Raw genomic sequence first — 21,416 nt, 5'->3', positions numbered from 1 at the left:
GTGTGATGGAGCCGGGATGCCAGTGTCTACGAGGCTTTGTCCGCATTTTTTCGGGTAGCTCGGCGTTTTTCCGGCAAAGGGTTGCAAAAAAGCCCGGCTGTGCGCCGGGCTTTTTGCTTACCTGTACCGTCAGGCGGTTCAGGCCGACTTCTTCTTCTCGTCGTCTTCGTCGATTTCCTCGAAATCGGCATCGACCACATCGCTGTCCTTGGCGGCATCAGCCTTGGCGTCGGCCTCGGCGGCTTCCTTCTGCGAAGCCTCGTACATCGCCTGGCCGAGCTTCATCGAGACTTCGGCGAGCGTCTGCGTCTTGGCCTCGATCTCGGTCACATCATCGCCTTCGGCAGCGGTCTTCAACGCCGCGATCGCATCGGCAATCGCCGTGCGGTCGGTCTCCGAGACCTTATCGCCATAGTCCTTCAGCGACTTCTCCGAGGAATGCACCAGAGCCTCGGCCTGGTTGCGGGCCTCGACCAGTGCGCGACGTTTCTTGTCGACTTCGGCATTGGCCTCGGCATCCTTGACCATCTTCTCGATGTCAGCGTCCGAAAGGCCGCCAGACGCCTGGATGCGGATCTGGTGCTCCTTGCCGGTGCCCTTATCCTTGGCCGAAACGTTGACGATGCCGTTCGCGTCGATGTCGAACGTGACCTCGATCTGCGGCACGCCACGCGGCGCAGGCGGGATGCCGACCAGGTCGAACTGGCCGAGCGCCTTGTTGTCGGCGGCCATTTCACGCTCACCCTGGAAGACGCGGATGGTCACCGCCGACTGCGAATCCTCAGCCGTCGAGAACACCTGGCTCTTCTTCGTCGGAATCGTCGTGTTGCGCTCGATCAGCCGGGTGAATACGCCGCCCAGCGTCTCGATGCCGAGCGACAGCGGCGTCACGTCGAGCAACAGCACGTCCTTGACGTCGCCCTGCAGCACGCCGGCCTGGATGGCAGCGCCAAGTGCGACGACCTCATCCGGGTTGACGCCCTTGTGCGGTTCCTTGCCGAAGAACTGCTTCACGATCTCCTGTATCTTGGGCATACGGGTCATGCCGCCGACCAGAACGACCTCGTCGATCTCAGCGGCCTTGAGGCCGGCATCCTTGAGCGCCGCCTTGCAGGGCTCGATGGTGCGCTGGACGAGATCTTCGACAAGGCTCTCGAACTTCGCACGCGTCAGCTTCAGCGTCAGGTGCTTGGGGCCGCTGGCATCGGCGGTGATGAAGGGCAGGTTGATCTCGGTCTGCGTGGTGGACGACAGCTCGATCTTGGCCTTTTCAGCCGCTTCCTTGAGGCGCTGCAGGGCGAGCTTGTCATTCCGCAGGTCGATACCCTGTTCCTTCTTGAACTCGGCCGCCAGGTATTCGACCAGACGCATGTCGAAATCCTCGCCGCCGAGGAAGGTGTCGCCATTGGTCGACTTCACCTCGAACACGCCGTCGCCGATTTCGAGCACCGAAATGTCGAACGTGCCGCCGCCAAGGTCATAGACGGCAATCGTCTTGCCTTCCTTCTTGTCCAAGCCATAGGCAAGTGCTGCCGCCGTCGGCTCGTTGATGATGCGCAGCACTTCCAGGCCGGCGATCTTGCCTGCATCCTTGGTGGCTTGGCGCTGGGCGTCGTTGAAATAGGCCGGAACGGTGATGACCGCCTTCTCGACCTTTTCGCCGAGATAGGCTTCCGCCGTTTCCTTCATCTTCTGCAGGATCATCGCCGAGATCTGGCTGGGCGACTGGTTCTTGCCGCCGGCCTCGACCCAGGCATCGCCATTGTCGCCCTTGACGATCTTGTAGGGGACAAGCTTCTTGTCCTTCTCCGTCACCGGATCGTCATAGCGGCGGCCGATCAGGCGCTTGACCGCGAAAATGGTGTTTTCAGGATTGGTGACCGCCTGGCGCTTGGCCGGCTGGCCGACGAGGCGCTCGCCGTCGCTGTTGATGGCGACGATCGAAGGGGTCGTGCGCGCGCCTTCCGCATTCTCGATGACCTTGGATTCCTTGCCGTCCATGATGGCGACACAGGAGTTGGTTGTTCCCAGATCGATACCGATTACTTTTGCCATTTCTCTAATCTCTCCGCTAAGCAGGCTCTCAGGACCCGTACAGGCGTTCCGACGAAAGCCCCTGTTCACAAGAAATTCCGCTCCGGCAACCGGCATTCGGCGCTGGACGGCTTGGCGCGTATATAAGAACAGGCTGCGTGGCGCGCAAGCATTCTGCGCAAGGCGTTCACCATTCATCGCGGTTGATCGGATTCGGGACCGGCAGGCCCGTATTTTCCGGCCGTGATCCAGCCGGCCCGGCCCCGGTCCATGAACCTTTCCGCCTCACCTCGCGACTGACGCTCAGGTGCCGCGTGGTGCGGCCCCGGAAAGGAAAGCCCCATGACCACAGATCCAGAGGCTCGATGGTCTCCGGGAACAGCAGGAACTCAGCGCGACAGTCGCCTTCGGGACCGGGTCGATGCGCTGGGCTTTCCGCTGGTTCCGTTGACCCTGCGCGGACGCCGGCGTATCATGACGGTGAGGAAAGCAGACAATTCGATCAGGGATGAACGTGCCGGAACGCCGCGCCTTGCCCTGATTTGCGCGCCGAGACCGGATGTTTCTCCCATGACCTGTGGGGGGAGATCCATGTCTTGCGACCATGGCGCGTCCGTGCGCTCTCGTGCCGGCCATTTGCGCCGCGCAATCCAGGCTGCCAGCGGATTATCGGCCTTGGCACTCGCCGCTGGGCTCTGGCTCGGCGGCTCGGCACAGGCCCAGGAAACCCAGATCATCTATCCCGGCTCGATGGCAGTGACCGGATTCTCTGGCACCATCATCCCCAATTTCGAGGAAGGCCTGCCGCCGGGCGTCGATCCGGTCGACGAGACCTTCATCGACACGGCGCGCGCAACCTTGCGCGTCTTCGACGTTTCAAGGCTGGGCGGGCCGGCGTCTGGCCAATTGGTCTTCACCCCGCCACCCTTCGAGGTCACGGCCGAGCAAATCGGCCAGGTGTTCGGCATCACTTATGACGACGGCGTGCGCGACGGCGTTCCCTCGGCCATTCCAAACCTCTATGCCGGCGCCACCTCGCTGCACGGCATCCGCATCGTCACACCAGACGGCGACGCCGACGGCCGGCCGGAGCGGCAGCGCCGCGGCACGGCTGACGCGGTCTTCATGGACGGCCAGTTCGGCACCGAAAACGGCGGCGGCCCCGGAACGATCTGGAAGATCGATGGCATCACCGGCGCCGTCTCGAAATTCGCCGATATCGACGCCAATAGCGGTCCCGGCATCGGCGACGTCACTTTCGACAATATCCACCGCCAGTTCTTCGCCAGCGATCTCGACACCGGCCTTATCCACCGCATCGACGCCAATGGCGCGCTAGTCGACACGTTCGACCACGGCGTCGCCGGCCGCCCGGCGCACGGGCTGCCCCCAGTCGCCGACGACGGCTCGGTGATGGACATCCAGGGTGCTGCCTTCGACAGCGAGGACCCCGATAGCTGGGGCTACACACAGGACGAGCGCCGCGTCTGGTCGGTCGCCTATCGTGGCGGCCGGCTCTATTACTCGGTCGGGGAAAAGGCGGAGATCTGGTCGGTGGGCATTGCCGGCGACGGCAGCTTCGGCGACCCGCGCTGGGAGCTGACCGTCAAGGCCGACAAGGATTACGCGGTCACCGACATCGCCTTTGACAACAAGGGCTTCATGTATCTGGCTCAGCGCGGCCCGGTGGAAAACCGCTACGACTACAGCCAGTTCGCCGATTCCGGCAAGGGTGAGGTCATCCGCTACTGGCGCGAAAATCCGGACGATCCGGCAACGGAATCGGTGTGGGTGGAAGTGCCGCAGGAATATGCGGTCGGCTTCCCGCAAGACAACCGGCAGTCGGCCGGCGGCCTCGACCTGCAATATGGCTACGATTCCGAAGGCAATCTCGATACCGGCATCTGCACCGACACGCTGGTCGATACCGGCGACAAGTTGCGCGACAACCCGGCGCTCGCCGAACAGCTCGCAGCCGGGGGGCCGCTTGCCGTGCACGGCGTGCAGATCACGCCGACGGCGCTGGTCAGGCCGGCCAACGTGCCGCCTTTCGGCTCGTGGTTCGTCGATTTCGACACTTATTTCGAAGACCCGGAAGTGGAAGGCCATGTCGGCGACGTCGAGGTCTGGCGCCCCTGCGAAGGCCGTGCCGGCTATTACGAGCAGGTGCCGGGCGGCTATCTGCCACCGTTCTATCCGCCGGACTTCCCGCCCCCCGGCAATCTGCCTCCTTGCCTTGATGTCGAGGATGTCGAGTATTTCTGCACGCCCTCCGGCCTCGAGGCCGATCTCTATCTTCATGACCATACCGGCTTCGGCGGCGATTCGATCAAGGCTCTGTCCAGGACGCCTGGCGTCGGGGTGACTTCGCCCCTGTCGCATGCGCCCGGCGCGCCATTCACGATCGGTATCACCGGCCATTATCCTGGCGACAGGGTCGATGTCGGGCTCTTCTTCTACAGGCAGTCCGACCGCGACAAGGGTGGCTACTACCCTTGCTGCAAGATGACCTTGCCGCTCAGAACCCCAGCCGTCAGCTGCGAACCGTGAGAAGGGGAAGATGAGCAATCTTGCACAGTCCCCGCTTGCGACGAGCAGCCAATCAACCGGCAAACAATCATTCGTCATGGAGACCATCATGAAACCCCTGTCACTCGCCAGGCGCGGCGCGCGCTGGCTGATGGCGGCCGGTATCGCGGTCGCCATGCTGAGCCCGCTGCAAGGCTTCGCTGAAGACCTTGCTCCGGCCAAGGCCAAGCCTGCCGATGCAGGCACTGTCATTCCAGATCCCAAGCTCGATTTCGACAATCCTCGCATCGTCAACCCGGAGCCGGGCCGGATCGTGCCCTTCTTCACCAAGAAAGGCGGCCAGAGAGGCTGCGACTATGTCGTATACTCGCTGAGCTTTGGCTTGCGCGGCAATCCGCAGGGTTTTGCCGGCCCGGGCCTCGCGGCCATGCTGAAAAAGGTCAGGCTCGACTTCAGGGACCAACTCCCGCACGGCCTGCGGATTGTCGGCGTGCATGTGACCGGCGACGGCACCGACGCATCCGGCGGACCGCTGCCCGGCGCTGCGATCAGCAGCTCGGCTGGCCCGGACGATACGGCGACGGTGTCCGATTTCCGGATTTCCGCCAGCGACCTCGACGGCATCGGCGCTGCGAACGAGCGCGCCATCACCTTCCAGATCACCGCCAAGATCGACCATGCGGCGTTTCCGTCGCCGGCAATCGTCGATAACCAGGGGCTGATCAAGGTGAGCCGCGGCGACCGCGGTGCTGGCGTCGAAATTCCGTCGCAGGACCCGGGCAAGCCGGACGACGGCAACTATCTCACGGGTGCAAAGACGTCGATCAAGATCGACGTCACCGAGTGCAACCCACCGCCTCCACCTCCTGGCAATCGTGAATGCTTCAAGGTGGAGCGAGGCACGGTCGATTGCGTGCCCGGCGGCGGCGCCTTCATCTACCATATGCCGGTCGGCCCAGAGATGGCTGGCAAATGGGTGCGGCTTTCGACGACGACACCCGGCATCACAATCATTCCCGACACCCAATTGGTGCCGGCCGGCGGCGGTGTGCTCAACTGGAAGATCGTCGGTGCTTCACCCGGCGACGTTATCCACATCATCGTCACCGGTATCGAAACCTATGCCGGCCCGAAGGAGGGCTGGGGCCTGTGCTGCACGCAGACCGTCGACATCGTCATCCCGCGTGACCAGAGGTGCCCGCCGAAGGACAAGGAACCGGATCTGAAAGTCGAAAAGCGTGCCGACGTGCAACGTTGCACGATGGCGGGCGGCTGCGACTTCACCATCAGGGTCACCAATGTCGGCGATGCGCCCTACCACGGCAAGATCGTGCTCGACGAAGTCACCCTGCCGGCCGGCTCCACCCTCGATTCAGGGCCGAACCCGCCTTGGGTCTGCGCGCCTGGAATCACCCCGATGATTTGCACTCATCCGGTGACCACGCTCAATCCGGGCGCCTCAGTCGACCTCAAGCTTGGCTTCAAGCCGGCCGCAGGCTGGCAAGGCAGCGTTTTGCGCAACTGCGCCACCTACAATTACGGCGCCAGCGGCAAGCCGCTTTTCGGCAGCCAGCTAAACGACCGCGGCTGTGCGTCGATCCCGGTCTGCCGCCGTGGCGATCGTGACCGCGACTGCCGGCCACCGGTGGAGAAGAAGGTCGACCTGATCCTGAAGAAGCGCGCCCGCACCGAATTCTGTTCGGCCGATGGCGTCTGCACCTTCGTGATCGACATCATCAACAATGGCAGCGTCCCCTACAATGGGCCGCTGACGGTCGTCGATAGCTATCCGGGCGGCGCGCCGGCATCCTCGACCTTCGGCCCGACGCCGCCATGGACGTGCGGACCGAACGGTTCCGGCAAGTTCCGCTGCGACAATCCCGGCATCGCGCTTATGCCGGGCGCCTCGACGCCGATCTTCGTCAGGGCGGTGATGCCGGCCAACTTCCGGCCCGATAGTGTCGAGAACTGCGCCGAGGTGAAGGCCATTCCCGGTGAGAACGACATCACCAACAACAGGGCCTGCGCCAAGGAACGCATCCGTCATCCGAATGGCGGGCAGCCGGCCATGCGCATCACCAAGGTGTGCAATGGCTCGCTGGCCGGTGCTGCGGTCGTTTCCTGCCGCATTACCGTCATCAGCCTCGGCGCCACAGCCCCGACCGGTCCGGTGCGGGTCAACGATGCCGCGACGCTGATAGCCGGCGGAGCGCCGGTCCAGATCCAGAGCGTCACCCCAGACGGCGCGGAATGGGCTTGCGGACCGGTTCCGGCCAATGCGCTGTCGTGCCAGATTCCCGGCGCCGTTATGACGCCTGGAACCAGCCGCCATTTCGACGTGACGGTTGCTGCGAACGGCGAATTCGAGAACTGCGCACGCGGCTCCTACGGCCCGGCTCCGGGAGACGATATCGTCTATCCGATCGGCCAGGCCTGCGCCAAGGGCGGCGGTGCCTCGACCATCCGGGTCGAGAAGACCGGCGACGCCGAGTGCAAGCCCGGCCAGCCCTGCTCGTTCGAGATCACCATCACGAACGATGGGACGAGCGCCTTCTCCGGTCCGGTTCGCATCGGCGATGCGATCGGCGTCGAAGGCCTCGGCCGGCTGGAAGGCGTTGCGATCACCTCGATCGATCCGCCCTTCGGCTGCTCGCCGGAGCCGGCAACCTTGCCTCTGTCCTGCATCGCCCAACTGACGCTCGGCGCCGGGGAAAGCCATGTGCACAATGTGACCGTGATCATTCCCGACGATGGCCGTCTGACCAATCTGCAGGGCACTGTCAACGGCCAGAACTGCGTCGGCGTGCTGTCTCCGAACACGTCGGTGCAAGGCGGTGGCGACGTGTTGTCTCGTGGTGCCGCCAATGTGCAGGGCGATCGCGGCAAGGCCTATGCCTGCCATCCCTTCATCATCACGCATGAGGTGAAGAAGGAATGCTCGCAAGGCTTTGTCATGAACGACGCCGGCAACTGCGTCTGCCCGCCAGGCACGACCTTCCGTAACGGCCAATGCTCATCCGGCGGCGGCACGGTCATCGTGCCGAAGCCAAAACCTTGCGTTCTCCTCAAAGGCCAGATCCGTACCGAGGACGGACGCTGCGTCTGCCCGCGCGGGACCGAGCTGGAGAACGGCGCTTGCGTGGGCAACAAGCCGCAGCCCGAGCAATGCACCATTCGTGGTCAGATCCACAACGCCAACGGCGAGTGCGTCTGCCCGCGGGGCACGGAAGTCAGGGGTAATGTCTGCCGGCCAATCCAGCCAAAGCCCAAACAGTGCACCATTCGGGGCCAGATCCATAACGCCGCTGGCGATTGCATCTGCCCGAGAGGCACGGAAGTCAGGGGCAATGCCTGCCGGCCAATTCGGCCGCAGCCCAAGCAGTGCACGATCCGTGGTCAGATCCACGACGCCAACGGCGATTGCGTCTGCCCCCGGGGCACGGAACTGCAGGGCAATGCCTGCAGGCGCAAGAAGCCGGTTGTGGTGGAGTGCCCGATACCTGGCCAGATCCACAACAAGCGCGGCGCCTGCGTCTGTCCGCGTGGGACAGAGCTGCGCGACGGCGCCTGCCGCAAACCACGGCTGGAATGCGCACCGGGCGCGCGGCCGATCAATGGCCAGTGCCAGCCGATCATCAAGCGGCGCTGCCCTATCGGAACGGTCGGACGATATCCGGACTGCGTCCCGGTCCGCAGGAAATCGACGCTTGAGCCGAACCTGCTGCTGAATCCGAATGTTCCTCAGCAGGTCGTGCCAAGGCGCAAGCCGCAGCCGGAGCAATAGGATACGGCGCGGGAAATCCAGAACTTCAAACAGTGACCGTACTCGTCACCCAATACCCGCCGGAGCGATCCGGCGGGGTTTTTCTTCAGCGGGCAGATGAGAAGGCAGCGCAAACCTGAAGCCGCTGCATCGGCGGAAGGACAAACCGGCTTCCACTTTCCGGACTCATGGTCTAGGCAGTCGATACAGACAGAGGGTCCGCAAACCGGGGCGTACGGGAAGGCCGCATCATGAGCAAAAAAACCCTGATCGCGCCATCGGTGCTTGCTTCCGATTTCTCGAAGCTCGGCGACGAGGTCGAGGCGGTGACGGCCGCCGGCGCCGACTGGATCCACCTCGACGTCATGGACGGGCATTTCGTCCCGAACATCACGTTTGGGCCACCGGTGATCAAGGCGATCCGCAACCGCACCGAGGCGTTTTTCGACTGCCATCTGATGATCGCGCCGGCCGACCCCTATCTGGCCGCCTTCGCCGAGGCCGGCTGCGACGGCATCACGGTGCACGCCGAAGCCGGGCCACATCTCGACCGCTCGCTGCAGACGATCAAAAACCTTGGCAAGAAGGCCGGCGTGTCACTCAACCCGGCGACACCGGAAACGATGATCGAATACGTGCTCGACCGGCTTGATCTGGTCCTGATCATGACGGTCAATCCGGGGTTCGGCGGCCAGGCTTTCATTCCAGCGATCGTCGACAAGGTGAAGCGGGTGAAGGCGCTGATCGGCAACCGGCCGATCCGGATCGAGATCGACGGCGGCATTTCGCCTGAAACTGCGCCCCTTGTCACCGCGGCCGGCGCCAGCGTGCTGGTCGCCGGCGCGGCTATCTTCAAGGGCGGCAGCGTCGACGCCTACCGGGCAAACATCGAGGCAATCAGGGCAGCGGCGGACAAGGCGGCCGGCTGACCGCTGCCGTCCGGCCGGACCAGCCGCTCGGGGGGAAATATGAGCAACCATCTGTTCGATGCTTTCCGTGCCCGGATGCCCGCGCCCGAACGCCTTTTGATGGAGACAGAGGATGGGCGCTCGATCAGCTATGGCGAGACGCTGGCGCGCTCCGCTCAACTGGCGCATGCGCTGTCGCAGCTGGGCGTCGAAGCCGGCGACCGCGTCGCCGTTCAGGTCGAGAAGAGCCCGGAGGCCATTTTCCTTTATCTCGCCTGCCTGCGTGCCGGCGCGATCTTCCTGCCGCTCAATACCGCCTATACGCTGACCGAGCTCGACTATTTCTTCAGGGATGCCGAGCCGCGACTGGTCGTCTGCGACCCGGCGCGAGCGGGCGAGATCGGCGCTTTGGCGCAGACCTCGGGCGCTGCGGTCGCGACACTCGGCAGCAAGGGCGAGGGTTCGTTGACTGATCGAGCCTCTGAGGCGGCCGTGGACTTCCACGATGTGGCGCGCGGACCGGACGACCTTGCCGCGATCCTCTACACGTCCGGCACCACCGGCCGTTCGAAAGGCGCCATGCTCAGCCACGAAAACCTCGCCTCGAATGCGCGGGTGCTGGTCGACCTCTGGCGCTTCACTGCCGCAGACGTGCTGATTCACGCGCTGCCGGTTTTCCACACGCATGGCCTTTTCGTCGCCACCAATGTCGTCCTGATGGCCGGCGCCTCGATGCTGTTCGAAACCAAATTCGACCCGACCCGCATCGTCTCGCTACTGCCGCGCGCCACCGCGCTGATGGGCGTGCCGACCTTCTACGTCCGCCTGCTGCAGCAGGACGGTTTGAACCGGCAAGCGGCGAAAAACATCCGGGTGTTCATTTCCGGCTCGGCACCGCTTTTGGCCGAGACGCACAGAGCGTGGCGCGAGCGCACCGGCCACGCCATCCTCGAGCGCTACGGCATGACCGAGACCAACATGAACACGTCGAACCCGTACGAGGGCGAGCGGCGTGCCGGCACGGTCGGCTTCCCTTTGCCCGGCGTCTGCCTGCGCATCTCCGATCCCGATGGCGGCGAAACACTTGCCCGGGGCGAGGTCGGCATGATCGAGGTCAAGGGCCCGAACGTCTTTTGCGGCTACTGGCGCATGCCGGAAAAGACCAGGGCGGAATTCCGCGACGACGGCTACTTCATCACCGGCGATCTCGGGCTGATCGATGCCGACGGCTATGTCCACATCGTCGGCCGCGGCAAGGACCTGATCATTTCCGGCGGCTACAATATCTACCCGAAGGAAGTGGAGAGCGAGATCGACGCTCTTGCCGGTGTTGCCGAAAGCGCTGTCATCGGCGTTGTCCATCCGGATTTCGGCGAGGGTGTCACGGCGATCGTGGTGAGGGCGCCGGGCTCGACGATCAGCGCCGCCGCGATCATCGAGGCCATCGCTGGGCACCTCGCCAGGTACAAGCATCCGAAACAGGTGATCTTCGTCGACGAACTGCCGCGCAACACGATGGGCAAGGTGCAGAAGAACCTGCTGCGCGAAGCCTACAAAGACCTCTATACGTCCAAAGCCGGCTAACCCTAACAAGCAGGGCTGGCTGCAAAAACCCTGGCGCCGTCGATCCAGACGCTTTTCATGTCCAGATCGTCCGACAACGAAACGATGTTGGCGGCGGTTCCCCTGGCGAAGCGCCCGAGCCGGTGCGACTGGCCGATCGCCTGCGCCGGATAGAGCGAGGCCATGCGCAAGGCTTCGTCGAGGTCGAGACCGACCACGCGATGCACGAAGCGCACCGCGGAAATCATGTCGAGATCCGCGCCCGCCAGCGTGCCGTCGGCAAGTGTCAGCCTGCCATCCTTGCGGTGGATGGTGCGACCGTTCAGCGTGAACGAGGTCATGTCGGTGCCGATCGTCGCCATGGCGTCGGTGACGAGCAGGATCTTGCCCGGCCCCTGCTTGGCGCGCAAGGCGATGGCCATGGTGGCCGGATCGACATGGATACCGTCGGCGATGATGCCGGCATAGAATGTGCCGGTATCGATTGCCGCGCCCGCCAGCCCCGGCTCGCGATTGCCGATCTGGCTCATCGCGTTGAAAAGATGGGTGACCACCGTTGCGCCGGCCTCGGAAAAGGTGCGGGCCGTGGCATAGTCGGTATCGGAATGGCCGATGCTGACGATGACGCCGGCATTGCTGAGCGCCGATACCTGGTCGGGCTCGACGGATTCGGGCGCCACCGTAGTCAGCAGCACCGGCAGGTTTTTCCGCGTCGCGATCAGCATCGCCTGGTCGGGATCTAGCATCGGCCGGATCAAGGCCGGGTCATGTGCGCCCTTGCGGGCGATCGACAGATGCGGGCCTTCGAGATGCAGGCCTAGGAAGCCCGGCACCTTCCGTTGTGCGGCCTCTGCTCCGGCGGCAACCGCCGCGGCGGTGATCTCGGACGTGTCGGTGATCAGCGTCGGCAATAGCGCCGTCGTGCCGAAGGGCGCGTGCGCCCGGCAGATGGTCTCGATCGAGGGGACGTCGGGATGGTCGTTGAGCATGACGCCGCCACCGCCATTGACCTGCAAATCCACGAAACCCGGAACCAGCATACCGCCGCCGGTCTCGATAGGCGCAACACCGGATGGGACGGCGCCGGCGGCAACGATGGCCTCGACGAGGCCGTCGCGCACGACAAGCGCCGCATTGTCGTGCCAGTCATCGCCATCGAATATCCGGGCGCCGGTCAGCGCAAAGCGATCGCTCATAGCGTTTCCGTCACCTTGCGCAGATTGGGCGGCGTGTCTGGGTCGAGGCCGCGATGGCGGGCAAAAGCCTCGACGAAACCATAGAACGACACGATCAGTGTCAGCGGGTCGGTCAGCGGATGACCGGTGGCGACATGCGGCAGAGGCTGCGCCTTCTTTGCCTTGTCCGAAGTCACAAAGACAGCGGCGCCCTTGCCGGCCAGGCTGTCGGCGGCCTCGGCGACGGATGGTTCGGACGCATCGCGGGCAGCCAGCGCCAGCACTGGGAAGCCGGGACCGACTAGCGCCAGCGGGCCGTGCATGACTTCGGCGGCACTATAGGCTTCCGCATGCATGGCGCAGGTTTCCTTGAATTTCAGCGCCGCCTCGTTGGCGATCGCCGCCGACGGGCCCCGGCCAAGGATGAACAGCGAGTTCGGCGTCTCGAGTGCCCCGGCCAGCGCCATCCAGTCGCAAGCGATCGCCTTCCGAAAATGCTCCGGCAAGCGGGCAAGTGCTGCCAGAAGTTTGTCGTCGCCGGTGCAATGCGCCATCAGAGCGAGCCCTGCGACCGCCGAATTGACGAAGGTCTTCGTCGCTGCGACGCTGCGCTCCGGTCCGGCAAGGATGTCGATCGCGTAGTCCGAAGCCCGCGCGAGCGGCGAATCGGCGGTGTTGGTGATGGCGACGGTCAGCGAACCGCCGGCCCGCGCCGCTCGCGCCATCGCAACGATGTCCGGGCTCTTGCCCGACTGCGAGATCGCCAGGCAGGCCGAGCCGCCCAGCTTCAGCTTGGCGCCATAGATCGAGGCGATCGACGGGCCGACCGATGCGACCGCCAGCCCGGCGGTCAGCTCCACGGCATATTTCATGAAGGTCGCGGCATGGTCGGACGAGCCGCGCGCCACTGTGACGATGAAATTCGGATCGCGCTCGCGAATGCCGCGCCCGGCTTCCGTCAGCACCGCGGCCGAGCCGTCGAGCAGGCGGGCGGTGGCCTCGGGGATCTCCTCGATCTCGCGCCGCATATGGGTCATTGTTGCGGTCATGGCCTGCCCTCTTCGCCCGGCCCGCTCAGCCGGAGTTCGGCGACAAAATCATAAGCGTCGCCCCTGTAGATGGAGCGGGTGAACTCGATCACCTTGCCGCTCGCCAGATAGGAGATACGCTCGATGTGCAGGCCGGCAATGCCCGGCGGCACTTCCAGCAGATGCGCGTCGCCATCGCCGAGATTGGTGGCGGAAATGCGCTGCACCGCCCGCACCGGCCTGTTGCCGGTCTTTTCCAGCGCCGCGTAGAGCGACGAACCGATCGCCGCCGGATCGGGCAGCACGCTTGTCGATAGTGAGGCGCGCTCGATCGCCAGCGGCGTGTCGTTGGCAATGCGCAGGCGCGCGACGCGCGCCACCAATTCGTTCGACGCCAGGCCGAGCACCATCATCTCGTCGGGCGATGGCGGATAGAGGCCGCGGTCGAGCCAGGCCGAACGCACCGCCATGCCGCGCCGTGCCATGTCCTCGGTAAACGAGGTCAGCATCGACAGGGACTGCTCGACGCGCTCCATGCGCGGCGCAACGAAGGTGCCGGAACCATGACGCTGGACGAGGATGCCGCCCTTGACCAGGTCCTGCACCGCCTTGCGCACGGTGACGCGCGAAATATCGGCCTTGCTGGCGATGTCGCGCTCGGAAGGCAGCGCATCGCCCGGTCCGATCAGCCCGCGTTTGACGGCGTCCTCGATGCTTTTCCTCAGCTGCAGATAGAGTGGCGCGCCACTCTGCGACGATTGTCTCAGCGCCGCGAAAATCTGGTCGGCGGCGTCGCTCATCGCGCCGCCTCCGCCGCCTTCGTAAAAATCCGAACCGCCATCTGAACCGCGCCGCCCAGCGCGTCGTCGAGCGGCGGCTTCAGCAGCGCCCGGTAGCGCGCCGACAGGCGCGGCGCGTAAAGCGGCGCCAGGCCGCCGAGCAGGCAAAGCGGATCGTCGCCACCAAGGTCGAGCACGCCAAGTGCTGCCTCGACATCGGCCACCGCCTTGTCGAGGATCCAGATAGCGACGACGTCGCCTTTTTCGGCATGTTCGAACACCTTGGGTGCGAAGCCGCCGAAATCGCCGGGCTTGGCATTGGTGGTGAATTCGACCACATCCTCGGGATTGTTGCGGAAGATGGCGAGCATGGCCTGCGTCAGTGGCGATCCTTCGCGGATGCCGTCATAGGCGAGCAGCGTCTGCTCGAGCAGGTCGCGGCCGATGCGGGCGCCGCTGCCCTGGTCGCCGACCTGGAACCCCCAGCCGCCGATGGCACGCGATCGGCCGTTCTTGCGCGCCATATAGGCGGTGCCGGTGCCGAGTATGGCCATGGCGCCGTCACCAGAGCCGACCGCGCCTTCCAGCGCGATCTCGGCGTCGGTCTCGACACGGCTGATGCGGAACGGCAAGATCGCTTCGAGCTGCTGCCTGTAGGTGCCGACATTGGCGCCGGCTAGGCCGAGAATGGCCGGAGTTTGCGGGATCAGTCCGGGATCTCTGCCCGCGGCGACAAAGGCCTGCTGCGCCGCGTCGACGATGTTGGCCCTGGCGCCGGTGAGATCGGTTCGGATGTTGGCGGCGCCGCTTTTGGCGCGGCCGAGGACGCTGCCATCGGCCGTCGCAAGGGCCGCCCTGCAGCTGGTGCCGCCGCCATCGATGCCGAGCACGAATTTCACGCGATTTCTCCTCCAGACGGATAATACCAATAAAATACCAATAGCCAAGGATTAATTTCCGTTTCAAAAAAGTTAAGGCGTAGTTTGTTGGAAAATCAGCTGATTTCGTCCGCAAGCCTGCGCCACCGCAAGGATTTGATTAATGCGTGTGGACAAGTGGTATTTTTTTGGTATGGTTTTCTCGATTGGAGGAAAGCGGATGGCCGAAACGCGCACCGAAGCGCTTCACCACAATGCCGAGGGACTGGATATCCAGGCCCCGGAAGCCGTCCTTTCCTCTTTGGCCAACGCGCAGATCGAGGCCGCCAAGGCCGTTCACGGCGCCATTCCTGCCATTGCCGCGGCAGCCGAAATCATCGCAAGCAGACTGAAAAGCGGCGGCAAGCTCGCCTATGCGGCCGCCGGCAGCTCGGGCCTGATGGCATTGGCCGATGCGCTGGAGCTGCCGGGCACTTTCGGCATCCAGCGCGACCGTATCGCCATCCTGATCGCTGGCGGCGACGAAGCTTTCAAGACACTGGCCGGCGGGCCGGAGGATGACACTGACGAAGCTTCGGCAGCGGTCGCCGCCGCCGGCGTTGGCAAGGGCGACTGCCTGATCGCCGTCTCGGCCAGCGGCTCGACGCCTTATGCTGTCAGGGCGATCGAGGATGCCAGGCGCCGCGGCGCGGCGACCATTGCTGTCGCCAACAACGGGGATGCGCTGCTGCTGCGGCTGGCCGACATCGCCATCCTGCTCGAAACGCCGCCCGAGCTGATTGCCGGCTCGACGCGCATGGGCGCCGGCACCGCCCAGAAGATCGCACTCAACATGCTGTCGACGCTGGCAGCCATCCATCTCGGCCATGTCCATGATGGCTACATGGTCAACCTCACGGCCGACAACATCAAGCTGCGCGACCGCGCCGCACGCATCGTTGCCGCCGTCAGCGGGCGCGACAAGGACGAGGCGGCGCGCCTGCTCGATAAGAGCAGCGGCGTCGTCAAGACCGCTATTCTGCTCGCCGCCGGCGCCGCCAGCGCCGATGCGGCCGAGAAGATACTGGAAGGGACCGGCCACAAGCTGCGGCCAGCCCTTTCCGCGATCGAGGGGAGCAAGGGGCGCAATGCCTCCGTTCTCATCAAAACCGAACCTGAAAAAGGTCAACAGGGAGACTGAGCATGACAACGAAGCTACTGACGGCACTTCTTCTCGGCACCAGCATTCTCGGCACCGCCGGGGTGGCTTATGCCGACGACGTAACGCTCAACATCGAAAGCTGGCGCGGCGACGACCTTGCCATCTGGAAGGACAAGCTGATCCCGGCTTTCGAGGCCAAGAACCCCGGCATCAAGGTGGTGTTCGCACCGTCGGCGCCGACCGAATATGACGCCGCCCTCGGCGCCAAGCTCGCCGCCGGCTCGGCCGGCGACCTGATCACCTGCCGCCCGTTCGACAAATCGCTGGAACTCTTCAAGAAGGGCAATCTCGCCGATATCTCGACGCTGCCCGGCATGGAGAACTTCTCCGATGTTGCCAAGGCCGCCTGGCAGACCGACGACGGCAAGTCGAGCTTCTGCGTGCCGATGGCCTCGGTCATCCATGGCTTCATCTACAACAAGGACGCCTTCGACAAGCTCGGCATCAAGGTGCCGACGACCAATGAGGAGTTCTACGCTGCGCTCGACAAGATCAAGGCCGACGGCACCTACATCCCGATGGCGATGGGCACCAAGGATCTCTGGGAAGCCGCGACCATGGGCTACCAGAACATCGGCCCGAATTACTGGAAGGGCGAGGAAGGCCGCCTGGCGCTGATCAAGGGCGAGCAGAAGCTGACCGATCCGCAGTGGGTCGAGCCCTACAAGGAACTGGCCAAGTGGAAGGACTATCTCGGCGACGGCTTCGAGGCGCAGACCTATCCGGACAGCCAGAACCTGTTCACGCTCGGCCGCGCCGCCATCTACCCGGCCGGCTCGTGGGAAATTGGCCTGTTCAACACGCAGGCGCAATTCAAGATGGGCGCCTTCCCGCCGCCGGTGCAGAAGGCCGGCGACACCTGCTACATCTCCGACCACACCGATATCGGCATGGGCCTCAATGCGGCCTCGAAGAACGCGGATGCGGCCAAGACCTTCCTGTCCTGGGTGGCCTCGCCGGATTTCGCTACCATCTACGCCAACGCGCTGCCCGGCTTCTTCAGCCTGAACAACACGCCGGTGAAGATGGAAGACCCGCTGGCCCAGGAATTCGTCTCTTGGCGCGGCAAGTGCAAGTCGACGATCCGCTCGACCTACCAGATCCTGTCGCGCGGCACGCCGAACCTCGAAAACGAGACGTGGGTTGAATCGGCCAACGTCATCAACGGCACCGACACGCCGGAAGCTGCCGCCAAGAAGCTGCAGGACGGCCTCGACAGCTGGTACAAGCCGGCGAAGTAAGGCGCGGCGAAGCGATATCTCCCCCCTCGAAGGGGAGATGTCGCCAAAGGCGACAGAGGAGGTCGGTCGAGGCAGGCGGCAGCTTGATCGTTGCTGGAAAGCGCGGTCGAACGACGATGGCGCGCTGCCTCGGCCGACCCCACCCGCCTCGCTTCGCGAGGCACCCTCCCCTCGAGGGGGAGGGAGGCGCCGTGGCTTTTGACGGCAATAGCAAGACCTGATCGGCGGGGACCGAACGCATGGCCGCAGCACCGAAAAGACCGTTCCGCTGGCATATCGGCGTTTTCCTGGCACCGGCGTTGCTGGTCTACACGGCGATCATGATCTTGCCGCTGGCCGGCACGCTGCAGCTGTCGCTGTTCCGCAACATCAACCAGTCGCAGGTGTTCGTCGGACTGGAAAATTTCCGCATGCTGTTCGGTGATCCCAACTGGTCGGTCAATTTCTGGAACGCGCTGCGGAACAATGTCTGGTTCTTCATCATCCACATGCTGGTGCAGAACCCGATCGGCGTCCTTTTGGCAGCACTTCTGTCCAGCCCCCGATTGCGGTTTTCCGCCTTCTACCGCACGGCAATCTTCGTGCCGACGATCCTGTCCTTCGTCATCGTCGGCTTCGCCTGGAAGCTGATACTGTCGCCGCTATGGGGCGTGGCGCCGCATATGATGGACCTTGTCGGCCTGAAAAGCCTGTTCACGCCCTGGCTCGGCAAGGCGCAATATGCACTGACCGCGCTCAGCCTGATCTCAGTGTGGCAGTTCGTCGGCATCCCGATGATGCTGATCTATGCGGCACTGCTGTCCATCCCCGAAGAGGTGATCGAGGCCGCCGAATGCGACGGCATCACCGGCATGGCGCAATTCTGGAAGATCAAGCTGCCGCTCATCCTGCCGTCGATCGGCATTATCTCGATCCTGACCTTTGTCGGCAATTTCAACGCTTTCGACCTGATCTACACGGCGCAAGGCGCCTTGGCCGGGCCGAACTATTCGACCGATATCCTCGGCACCTTCCTCTACCGCGCCTTCTTCGGTTTCCAGCTGCAGGTCGGCGACCCCAATATGGGCGCGGCGATCGCCACGATGATGTTCCTGATCATCCTCGGCGGCGTCTGCGTCTACCTATTCCTCGTGCAGACGCGCTTGCGTCGCTACCAGTTTTAGGGGAGCGTGACCATGAGCACCGCAACCCGTTCGCTGCCCCGCACCATCGGCGCGCATGCGATCCTTCTGACCTACACCGCGATCGCGCTGTTTCCGGTGATCCTCGTGATCATGAATTCGTTCAAATCACGTGCCGGTATCTTCGGCGCGCCGCTGACGCCGCCGACGCCAGGGACCTTCGACTTGATCGGCTACACCACGGTGATCGGCCAGGGCGACTTCATCCACTATTTCCAGAATAGCCTTGTCGTCACCGTCGCCTCGCTGTTCTTCGTGCTTCTGTTCGGCGCCATGGCGGCTTTCGCGCTGTCGGAATACCGCTTCCGCGGCAATTCGCTGATGGGGCTTTACCTGGCGCTCGGCATCATGATCCCGATCCGCCTCGGCACCGTCGCCATCCTGCAGCTGATGGTGGCGAGCGGGCTGGTCAACACGCTGACGGCGCTGATCCTGGTCTACACGGCGCAAGGCCTGCCGCTCGCCGTCTTCATCCTGTCGGAATTCATGAAGCAAGTCTCCGACGATCTGAAGAATGCCGGCAGGATCGACGGCCTGTCCGAATACACCATCTTCTTCCGGCTGGTGCTGCCGCTTGTGCGGCCATCGATGGCGACGGTCGCGGTCTTCACCATGATCCCGATCTGGAACGACCTGTGGTTCCCGCTGATCCTGGCGCCGTCGGAGGAGACCAAGACGGTGACGCTCGGCGCGCAGCTGTTCCTCGGCCAGTTTGTCACCAACTGGAACGCCATTCTGGCCGCACTGTCGCTGGCGATCATGCCGGTGCTGATCCTCTACGTCATCTTCTCGCGGCAGCTGATCCGCGGCATCACTTCGGGAGCGGTCAAGTGAGTTCGCAAACACCCCTTCGCGTCGTCGTCGCCGGGCTCGGCAATATGGGGCGCAGCCATGCGCTGGCCTATCACACCAACCCGGGCTTCCAGATTACCGCACTGGTCAACCGCTCGGATGTGCCGCTGCCGGAAGGGCTTTCGAGCTATGGCATCCGGCGTTCATTCGACGAGGCGCTGCGTGATGAACGGCCTGACGTCGCCTGCATCGCCACCTATTCCGACAGCCATGCCGATTATGCGGTCAAGGCATTCGAGGCTGGCTGCCACGTCTTTGTCGAAAAGCCGCTGGCAACGACGGTCGCGGACGCAGAACGCGTCGTAGCCGCGGCCAAGGCCAACGGCAAGAAACTGGTGATCGGCTACATCCTGCGCCACCACCCGTCCTGGATCAGGCTGATCGCCGAGGCGCGGAAGCTCGGCGGCCCGTACGTGTTCCGCATGAATCTCAACCAGCAATCCTCCGGACACAGCTGGGAGACGCACAAGCAGCTGATGCAAACGACGTCGCCGATCGTCGACTGCGGCGTGCATTATCTCGACGTGATGCTGCAGATCACCGACGCCAGGCCGGTCGAGGTGCGCGGTATGGGGCTGCGGCTGAGCGACGAGATTGCGCCCACGATGTACAATTACGGCCACCTGCAGGTGCTGTTCGACGACGGTTCGGTCGGCTGGTACGAGGCCGGCTGGGGGCCGATGATTTCGGAGACGGCTTTCTTCGTCAAAGACGTGATCTCGCCCAACGGCTGCGTGTCGATCGTCATGAAGGAGGGCGTCAGGTCCGACGACATCGACACCCACACCAAGACCTCGACCATCCGCCTGCACAGTGCTGCAACCGGCGCGGACGGCAAGTTCGCCAAACCGGACGAGATGCTGTCGATGGAAGGCGAGCCCGGCCATCAGGACCTCTGTGACCTCGAACAGGCGTTTGTGCTGAAGGCGATCCGCGAGGACCTCGATCTTGGCCGCCACATGGACGACGCGGTGAAGTCGCTCGCCGTCTGCCTTGCCGCCGACGAGAGCGTGCGCAGCGGCCTCGCCGTGAAACTCTAGAACAGGGACGAAGCCGTGGGCTCGCTGAACATCGAGAACGTGAAAAAGGCCTTCGGGCCGGTCGAGGTGCTGAAGGGCATCAACCTCGAGGTGACGGATGGCGAGTTCGTCGTCTTCGTCGGTCCATCCGGCTGCGGAAAGTCGACGCTGCTCAGGGTCATTGCCGGGCTGGAGGACTCGACCTCGGGCCGCGTGGTCATCGACGGGGCGGACGTTTCCGCCACGCCGCCGGCCAAGCGCGGCATCGCCATGGTGTTCCAGACCTATGCGCTCTACCCGCATCTGACGGTGAAGAACAATATGGGCCTCGGCCTCAAGCAGGCGGGCACGCCGGCGGCCGAGATCGACCGCCGCATCGGCATCGCCTCGTCGATGCTGTCGCTGGAGCCCTACCTCGAAAGGCGCCCGGCCGAATTGTCCGGCGGCCAGCGTCAACGCGTCGCCATCGGCCGCGCCGTGGTGCGCGAACCCAAGCTTTTTCTGTTCGACGAGCCGCTGTCGAACCTCGATGCCGCACTGCGCGTCAACACCAGGCTGGAGATCGCCCAGCTGCACCGTCGGCTGAAGGCGACGATGATCTATGTCACCCACGACCAGGTCGAGGCGATGACGCTGGCCGACAAGATTGTGGTCCTCAACGCAGGCAAGATCGAGCAGATCGGCGGCCCGATGGAGCTTTACAATTCGCCGGCAAATGAATTCGTCGCCGGCTTCATCGGCTCACCGAAGATGAATTTCGTCGACGGCACCAGGCTTGGCGAAACGGCAAAGACCATCGGCGTCCGGCCCGAACATTTGACCGTCGATCCCAAATCCGGCGCCTGGAAAGGCACGGTCGTGCATGCCGAGCACCTCGGCGCCGACACCAACCTCTATCTCGACTGCGAGAAGGCCGGCTTGATCACCGTGCGCATTTTTGGCGTCTACAATGCCGAACCCGGCACCACGCTCTATGCGACGCCGGATCCGGTAAAGACCTATCGGTTTGGAGCGGATGGCAAGGTGATGAAGTAGCGCCCCTCTTCCTTCTCCCCTTGCGGGAGAAGGTGGCCGAGCGAAGCTCGGTCAGATGAGAGGTGCTAGACGGAATGAGGCGTTGGAGTTCCTTCCAACACCCCTCAATCGTCTCGGCGCTGCGCGCCGATCCACCTTCTCCCCTCTGTGGGCCTGTTGCGTAATTCGCTGATTGTGATTCTCTGAGGTGGACGGTCTGAGGGAATCGCGATGGCAGTGAAGCAGACGGG

General features: G+C 64.0%; 15 protein-coding genes. 10 read left to right on the top strand and 5 right to left on the bottom strand.

What is annotated here, in order from left to right; genetic code table 11:
* Nucleotides 1–138: 138 nt before the first annotated feature.
* A complete protein-coding gene (dnaK, locus tag NKH63_RS21510; RefSeq protein ID WP_023718912.1) occupies nucleotides 139–2,055 on the bottom strand; it encodes a molecular chaperone DnaK in 1,917 nt (638 codons plus the stop codon).
* A 321-nt stretch (nucleotides 2,056–2,376) separates the two neighbouring features.
* Here dnaK and NKH63_RS21505 point away from each other — a divergent pair, with 321 nt between their 5' ends.
* The 4 genes from NKH63_RS21505 (at nucleotide 2,377) to NKH63_RS21490 (ending at nucleotide 10,818) form a co-directional block, all read left to right on the top strand.
* A complete protein-coding gene (locus tag NKH63_RS21505) occupies nucleotides 2,377–4,584 on the top strand; it encodes a hypothetical protein (RefSeq protein ID WP_502896352.1) in 2,208 nt (735 codons plus the stop codon).
* Between the two features lie 10 nt (nucleotides 4,585–4,594).
* Nucleotides 4,595–8,347, top strand: coding sequence for a DUF7929 domain-containing protein (locus tag NKH63_RS21500; RefSeq protein ID WP_352856667.1), 3,753 nt, complete (start codon nucleotides 4,595–4,597; stop codon nucleotides 8,345–8,347).
* Between the two features lie 230 nt (nucleotides 8,348–8,577).
* Complete coding sequence (rpe, locus tag NKH63_RS21495) at nucleotides 8,578–9,255, top strand: ribulose-phosphate 3-epimerase (protein ID WP_023718915.1); 678 nt, start codon at nucleotides 8,578–8,580, stop codon at nucleotides 9,253–9,255.
* Between the two features lie 39 nt (nucleotides 9,256–9,294).
* Nucleotides 9,295–10,818: a malonate--CoA ligase gene (locus NKH63_RS21490; RefSeq protein WP_352549622.1), complete on the top strand. Its 1,524-nt coding sequence runs from the start codon at nucleotides 9,295–9,297 to the stop codon at nucleotides 10,816–10,818.
* Nucleotides 10,819–10,820: 2 nt separating this feature from the next.
* Here NKH63_RS21490 and nagA read toward each other — a convergent pair whose 3' ends face one another.
* Genes nagA through NKH63_RS21470 form a run of 4 tightly spaced genes read right to left on the bottom strand, consistent with a single transcriptional unit; the run spans nucleotide 10,821 to nucleotide 14,678 of the window.
* The gene (nagA, locus tag NKH63_RS21485; protein ID WP_023718916.1) at nucleotides 10,821–11,993 is read right to left on the bottom strand and encodes an N-acetylglucosamine-6-phosphate deacetylase; all 1,173 of its coding nucleotides are present in this window, start codon (nucleotides 11,991–11,993) and stop codon (nucleotides 10,821–10,823) included.
* Nucleotides 11,990–13,021 (bottom strand): SIS domain-containing protein, encoded by a 1,032-nt coding sequence (locus NKH63_RS21480; RefSeq protein WP_352495468.1) that lies wholly within the window; start codon nucleotides 13,019–13,021, stop codon nucleotides 11,990–11,992. Before NKH63_RS21480 ends, nagA begins: the two co-directional genes overlap by 4 nt.
* Nucleotides 13,018–13,800, bottom strand: a complete 783-nt coding sequence (locus NKH63_RS21475) for a GntR family transcriptional regulator (protein WP_023718918.1) — start codon at nucleotides 13,798–13,800, stop codon at nucleotides 13,018–13,020. Before NKH63_RS21475 ends, NKH63_RS21480 begins: the two co-directional genes overlap by 4 nt.
* The gene (locus NKH63_RS21470) at nucleotides 13,797–14,678 is read right to left on the bottom strand and encodes a glucosamine kinase nucleotide-binding domain-containing protein (protein WP_023718919.1); all 882 of its coding nucleotides are present in this window, start codon (nucleotides 14,676–14,678) and stop codon (nucleotides 13,797–13,799) included. Before NKH63_RS21470 ends, NKH63_RS21475 begins: the two co-directional genes overlap by 4 nt.
* A 199-nt stretch (nucleotides 14,679–14,877) precedes the next feature.
* Here NKH63_RS21470 and NKH63_RS21465 point away from each other — a divergent pair, with 199 nt between their 5' ends.
* From NKH63_RS21465 to NKH63_RS21440, 6 genes are all read left to right on the top strand, one after another.
* On the top strand, nucleotides 14,878–15,837 hold the full coding sequence (locus NKH63_RS21465) for an N-acetylmuramic acid 6-phosphate etherase (RefSeq protein ID WP_352918673.1): 960 nt from the start codon (nucleotides 14,878–14,880) through the stop codon (nucleotides 15,835–15,837).
* A 2-nt stretch (nucleotides 15,838–15,839) separates the two neighbouring features.
* The gene (locus tag NKH63_RS21460; protein ID WP_023718921.1) at nucleotides 15,840–17,099 is read left to right on the top strand and encodes an ABC transporter substrate-binding protein; all 1,260 of its coding nucleotides are present in this window, start codon (nucleotides 15,840–15,842) and stop codon (nucleotides 17,097–17,099) included.
* Nucleotides 17,100–17,338: 239 nt separating this feature from the next.
* Nucleotides 17,339–18,262 (top strand): carbohydrate ABC transporter permease, encoded by a 924-nt coding sequence (locus NKH63_RS21455; protein WP_023718922.1) that lies wholly within the window; start codon nucleotides 17,339–17,341, stop codon nucleotides 18,260–18,262.
* A 12-nt stretch (nucleotides 18,263–18,274) separates the two neighbouring features.
* The gene (locus tag NKH63_RS21450) at nucleotides 18,275–19,114 is read left to right on the top strand and encodes a carbohydrate ABC transporter permease (RefSeq protein ID WP_023718923.1); all 840 of its coding nucleotides are present in this window, start codon (nucleotides 18,275–18,277) and stop codon (nucleotides 19,112–19,114) included.
* A complete protein-coding gene (locus NKH63_RS21445) occupies nucleotides 19,111–20,172 on the top strand; it encodes a Gfo/Idh/MocA family protein (RefSeq protein WP_023718924.1) in 1,062 nt (353 codons plus the stop codon). The genes NKH63_RS21450 and NKH63_RS21445 overlap by 4 nt, the downstream gene beginning before the upstream one ends.
* A gap of 15 nt (nucleotides 20,173–20,187) precedes the next feature.
* On the top strand, nucleotides 20,188–21,186 hold the full coding sequence (locus tag NKH63_RS21440) for an ABC transporter ATP-binding protein (RefSeq protein ID WP_023718925.1): 999 nt from the start codon (nucleotides 20,188–20,190) through the stop codon (nucleotides 21,184–21,186).
* Nucleotides 21,187–21,416 lie beyond the last annotated feature (230 nt).

Source organism: Mesorhizobium sp. M0960, assembly GCF_040319055.1.
Classification (GTDB): domain Bacteria; phylum Pseudomonadota; class Alphaproteobacteria; order Rhizobiales; family Rhizobiaceae; genus Mesorhizobium.
Note: the sequence above shows the minus strand (reverse complement) of the source record. Positions and strands in the feature narration are given on the sequence as shown.

What these genes read in the sequence shown, in the direction of transcription:
- NKH63_RS21465 (WP_352918673.1), top strand. Translation starts at nt 14,878, where the DNA reads ATGGCCGAAACGCGCACCGAAGCGCTTCACCACAATGCCGAGGGACTG.
- NKH63_RS21455 (WP_023718922.1), top strand. Translation starts at nt 17,339, where the DNA reads ATGGCCGCAGCACCGAAAAGACCGTTCCGCTGGCATATCGGCGTTTTC.
- NKH63_RS21450 (WP_023718923.1), top strand. Translation starts at nt 18,275, where the DNA reads ATGAGCACCGCAACCCGTTCGCTGCCCCGCACCATCGGCGCGCATGCG.
- NKH63_RS21460 (WP_023718921.1), top strand. Translation starts at nt 15,840, where the DNA reads ATGACAACGAAGCTACTGACGGCACTTCTTCTCGGCACCAGCATTCTC.
- NKH63_RS21480 (WP_352495468.1), bottom strand. Translation starts at nt 13,021, where the DNA reads ATGACCGCAACAATGACCCATATGCGGCGCGAGATCGAGGAGATCCCC.
- dnaK (WP_023718912.1), bottom strand. Translation starts at nt 2,055, where the DNA reads ATGGCAAAAGTAATCGGTATCGATCTGGGAACAACCAACTCCTGTGTC.
- NKH63_RS21500 (WP_352856667.1), top strand. Translation starts at nt 4,595, where the DNA reads ATGAGCAATCTTGCACAGTCCCCGCTTGCGACGAGCAGCCAATCAACC.
- NKH63_RS21475 (WP_023718918.1), bottom strand. Translation starts at nt 13,800, where the DNA reads ATGAGCGACGCCGCCGACCAGATTTTCGCGGCGCTGAGACAATCGTCG.
- nagA (WP_023718916.1), bottom strand. Translation starts at nt 11,993, where the DNA reads ATGAGCGATCGCTTTGCGCTGACCGGCGCCCGGATATTCGATGGCGAT.
- rpe (WP_023718915.1), top strand. Translation starts at nt 8,578, where the DNA reads ATGAGCAAAAAAACCCTGATCGCGCCATCGGTGCTTGCTTCCGATTTC.
- NKH63_RS21490 (WP_352549622.1), top strand. Translation starts at nt 9,295, where the DNA reads ATGAGCAACCATCTGTTCGATGCTTTCCGTGCCCGGATGCCCGCGCCC.
- NKH63_RS21505 (WP_502896352.1), top strand. Translation starts at nt 2,377, where the DNA reads ATGACCACAGATCCAGAGGCTCGATGGTCTCCGGGAACAGCAGGAACT.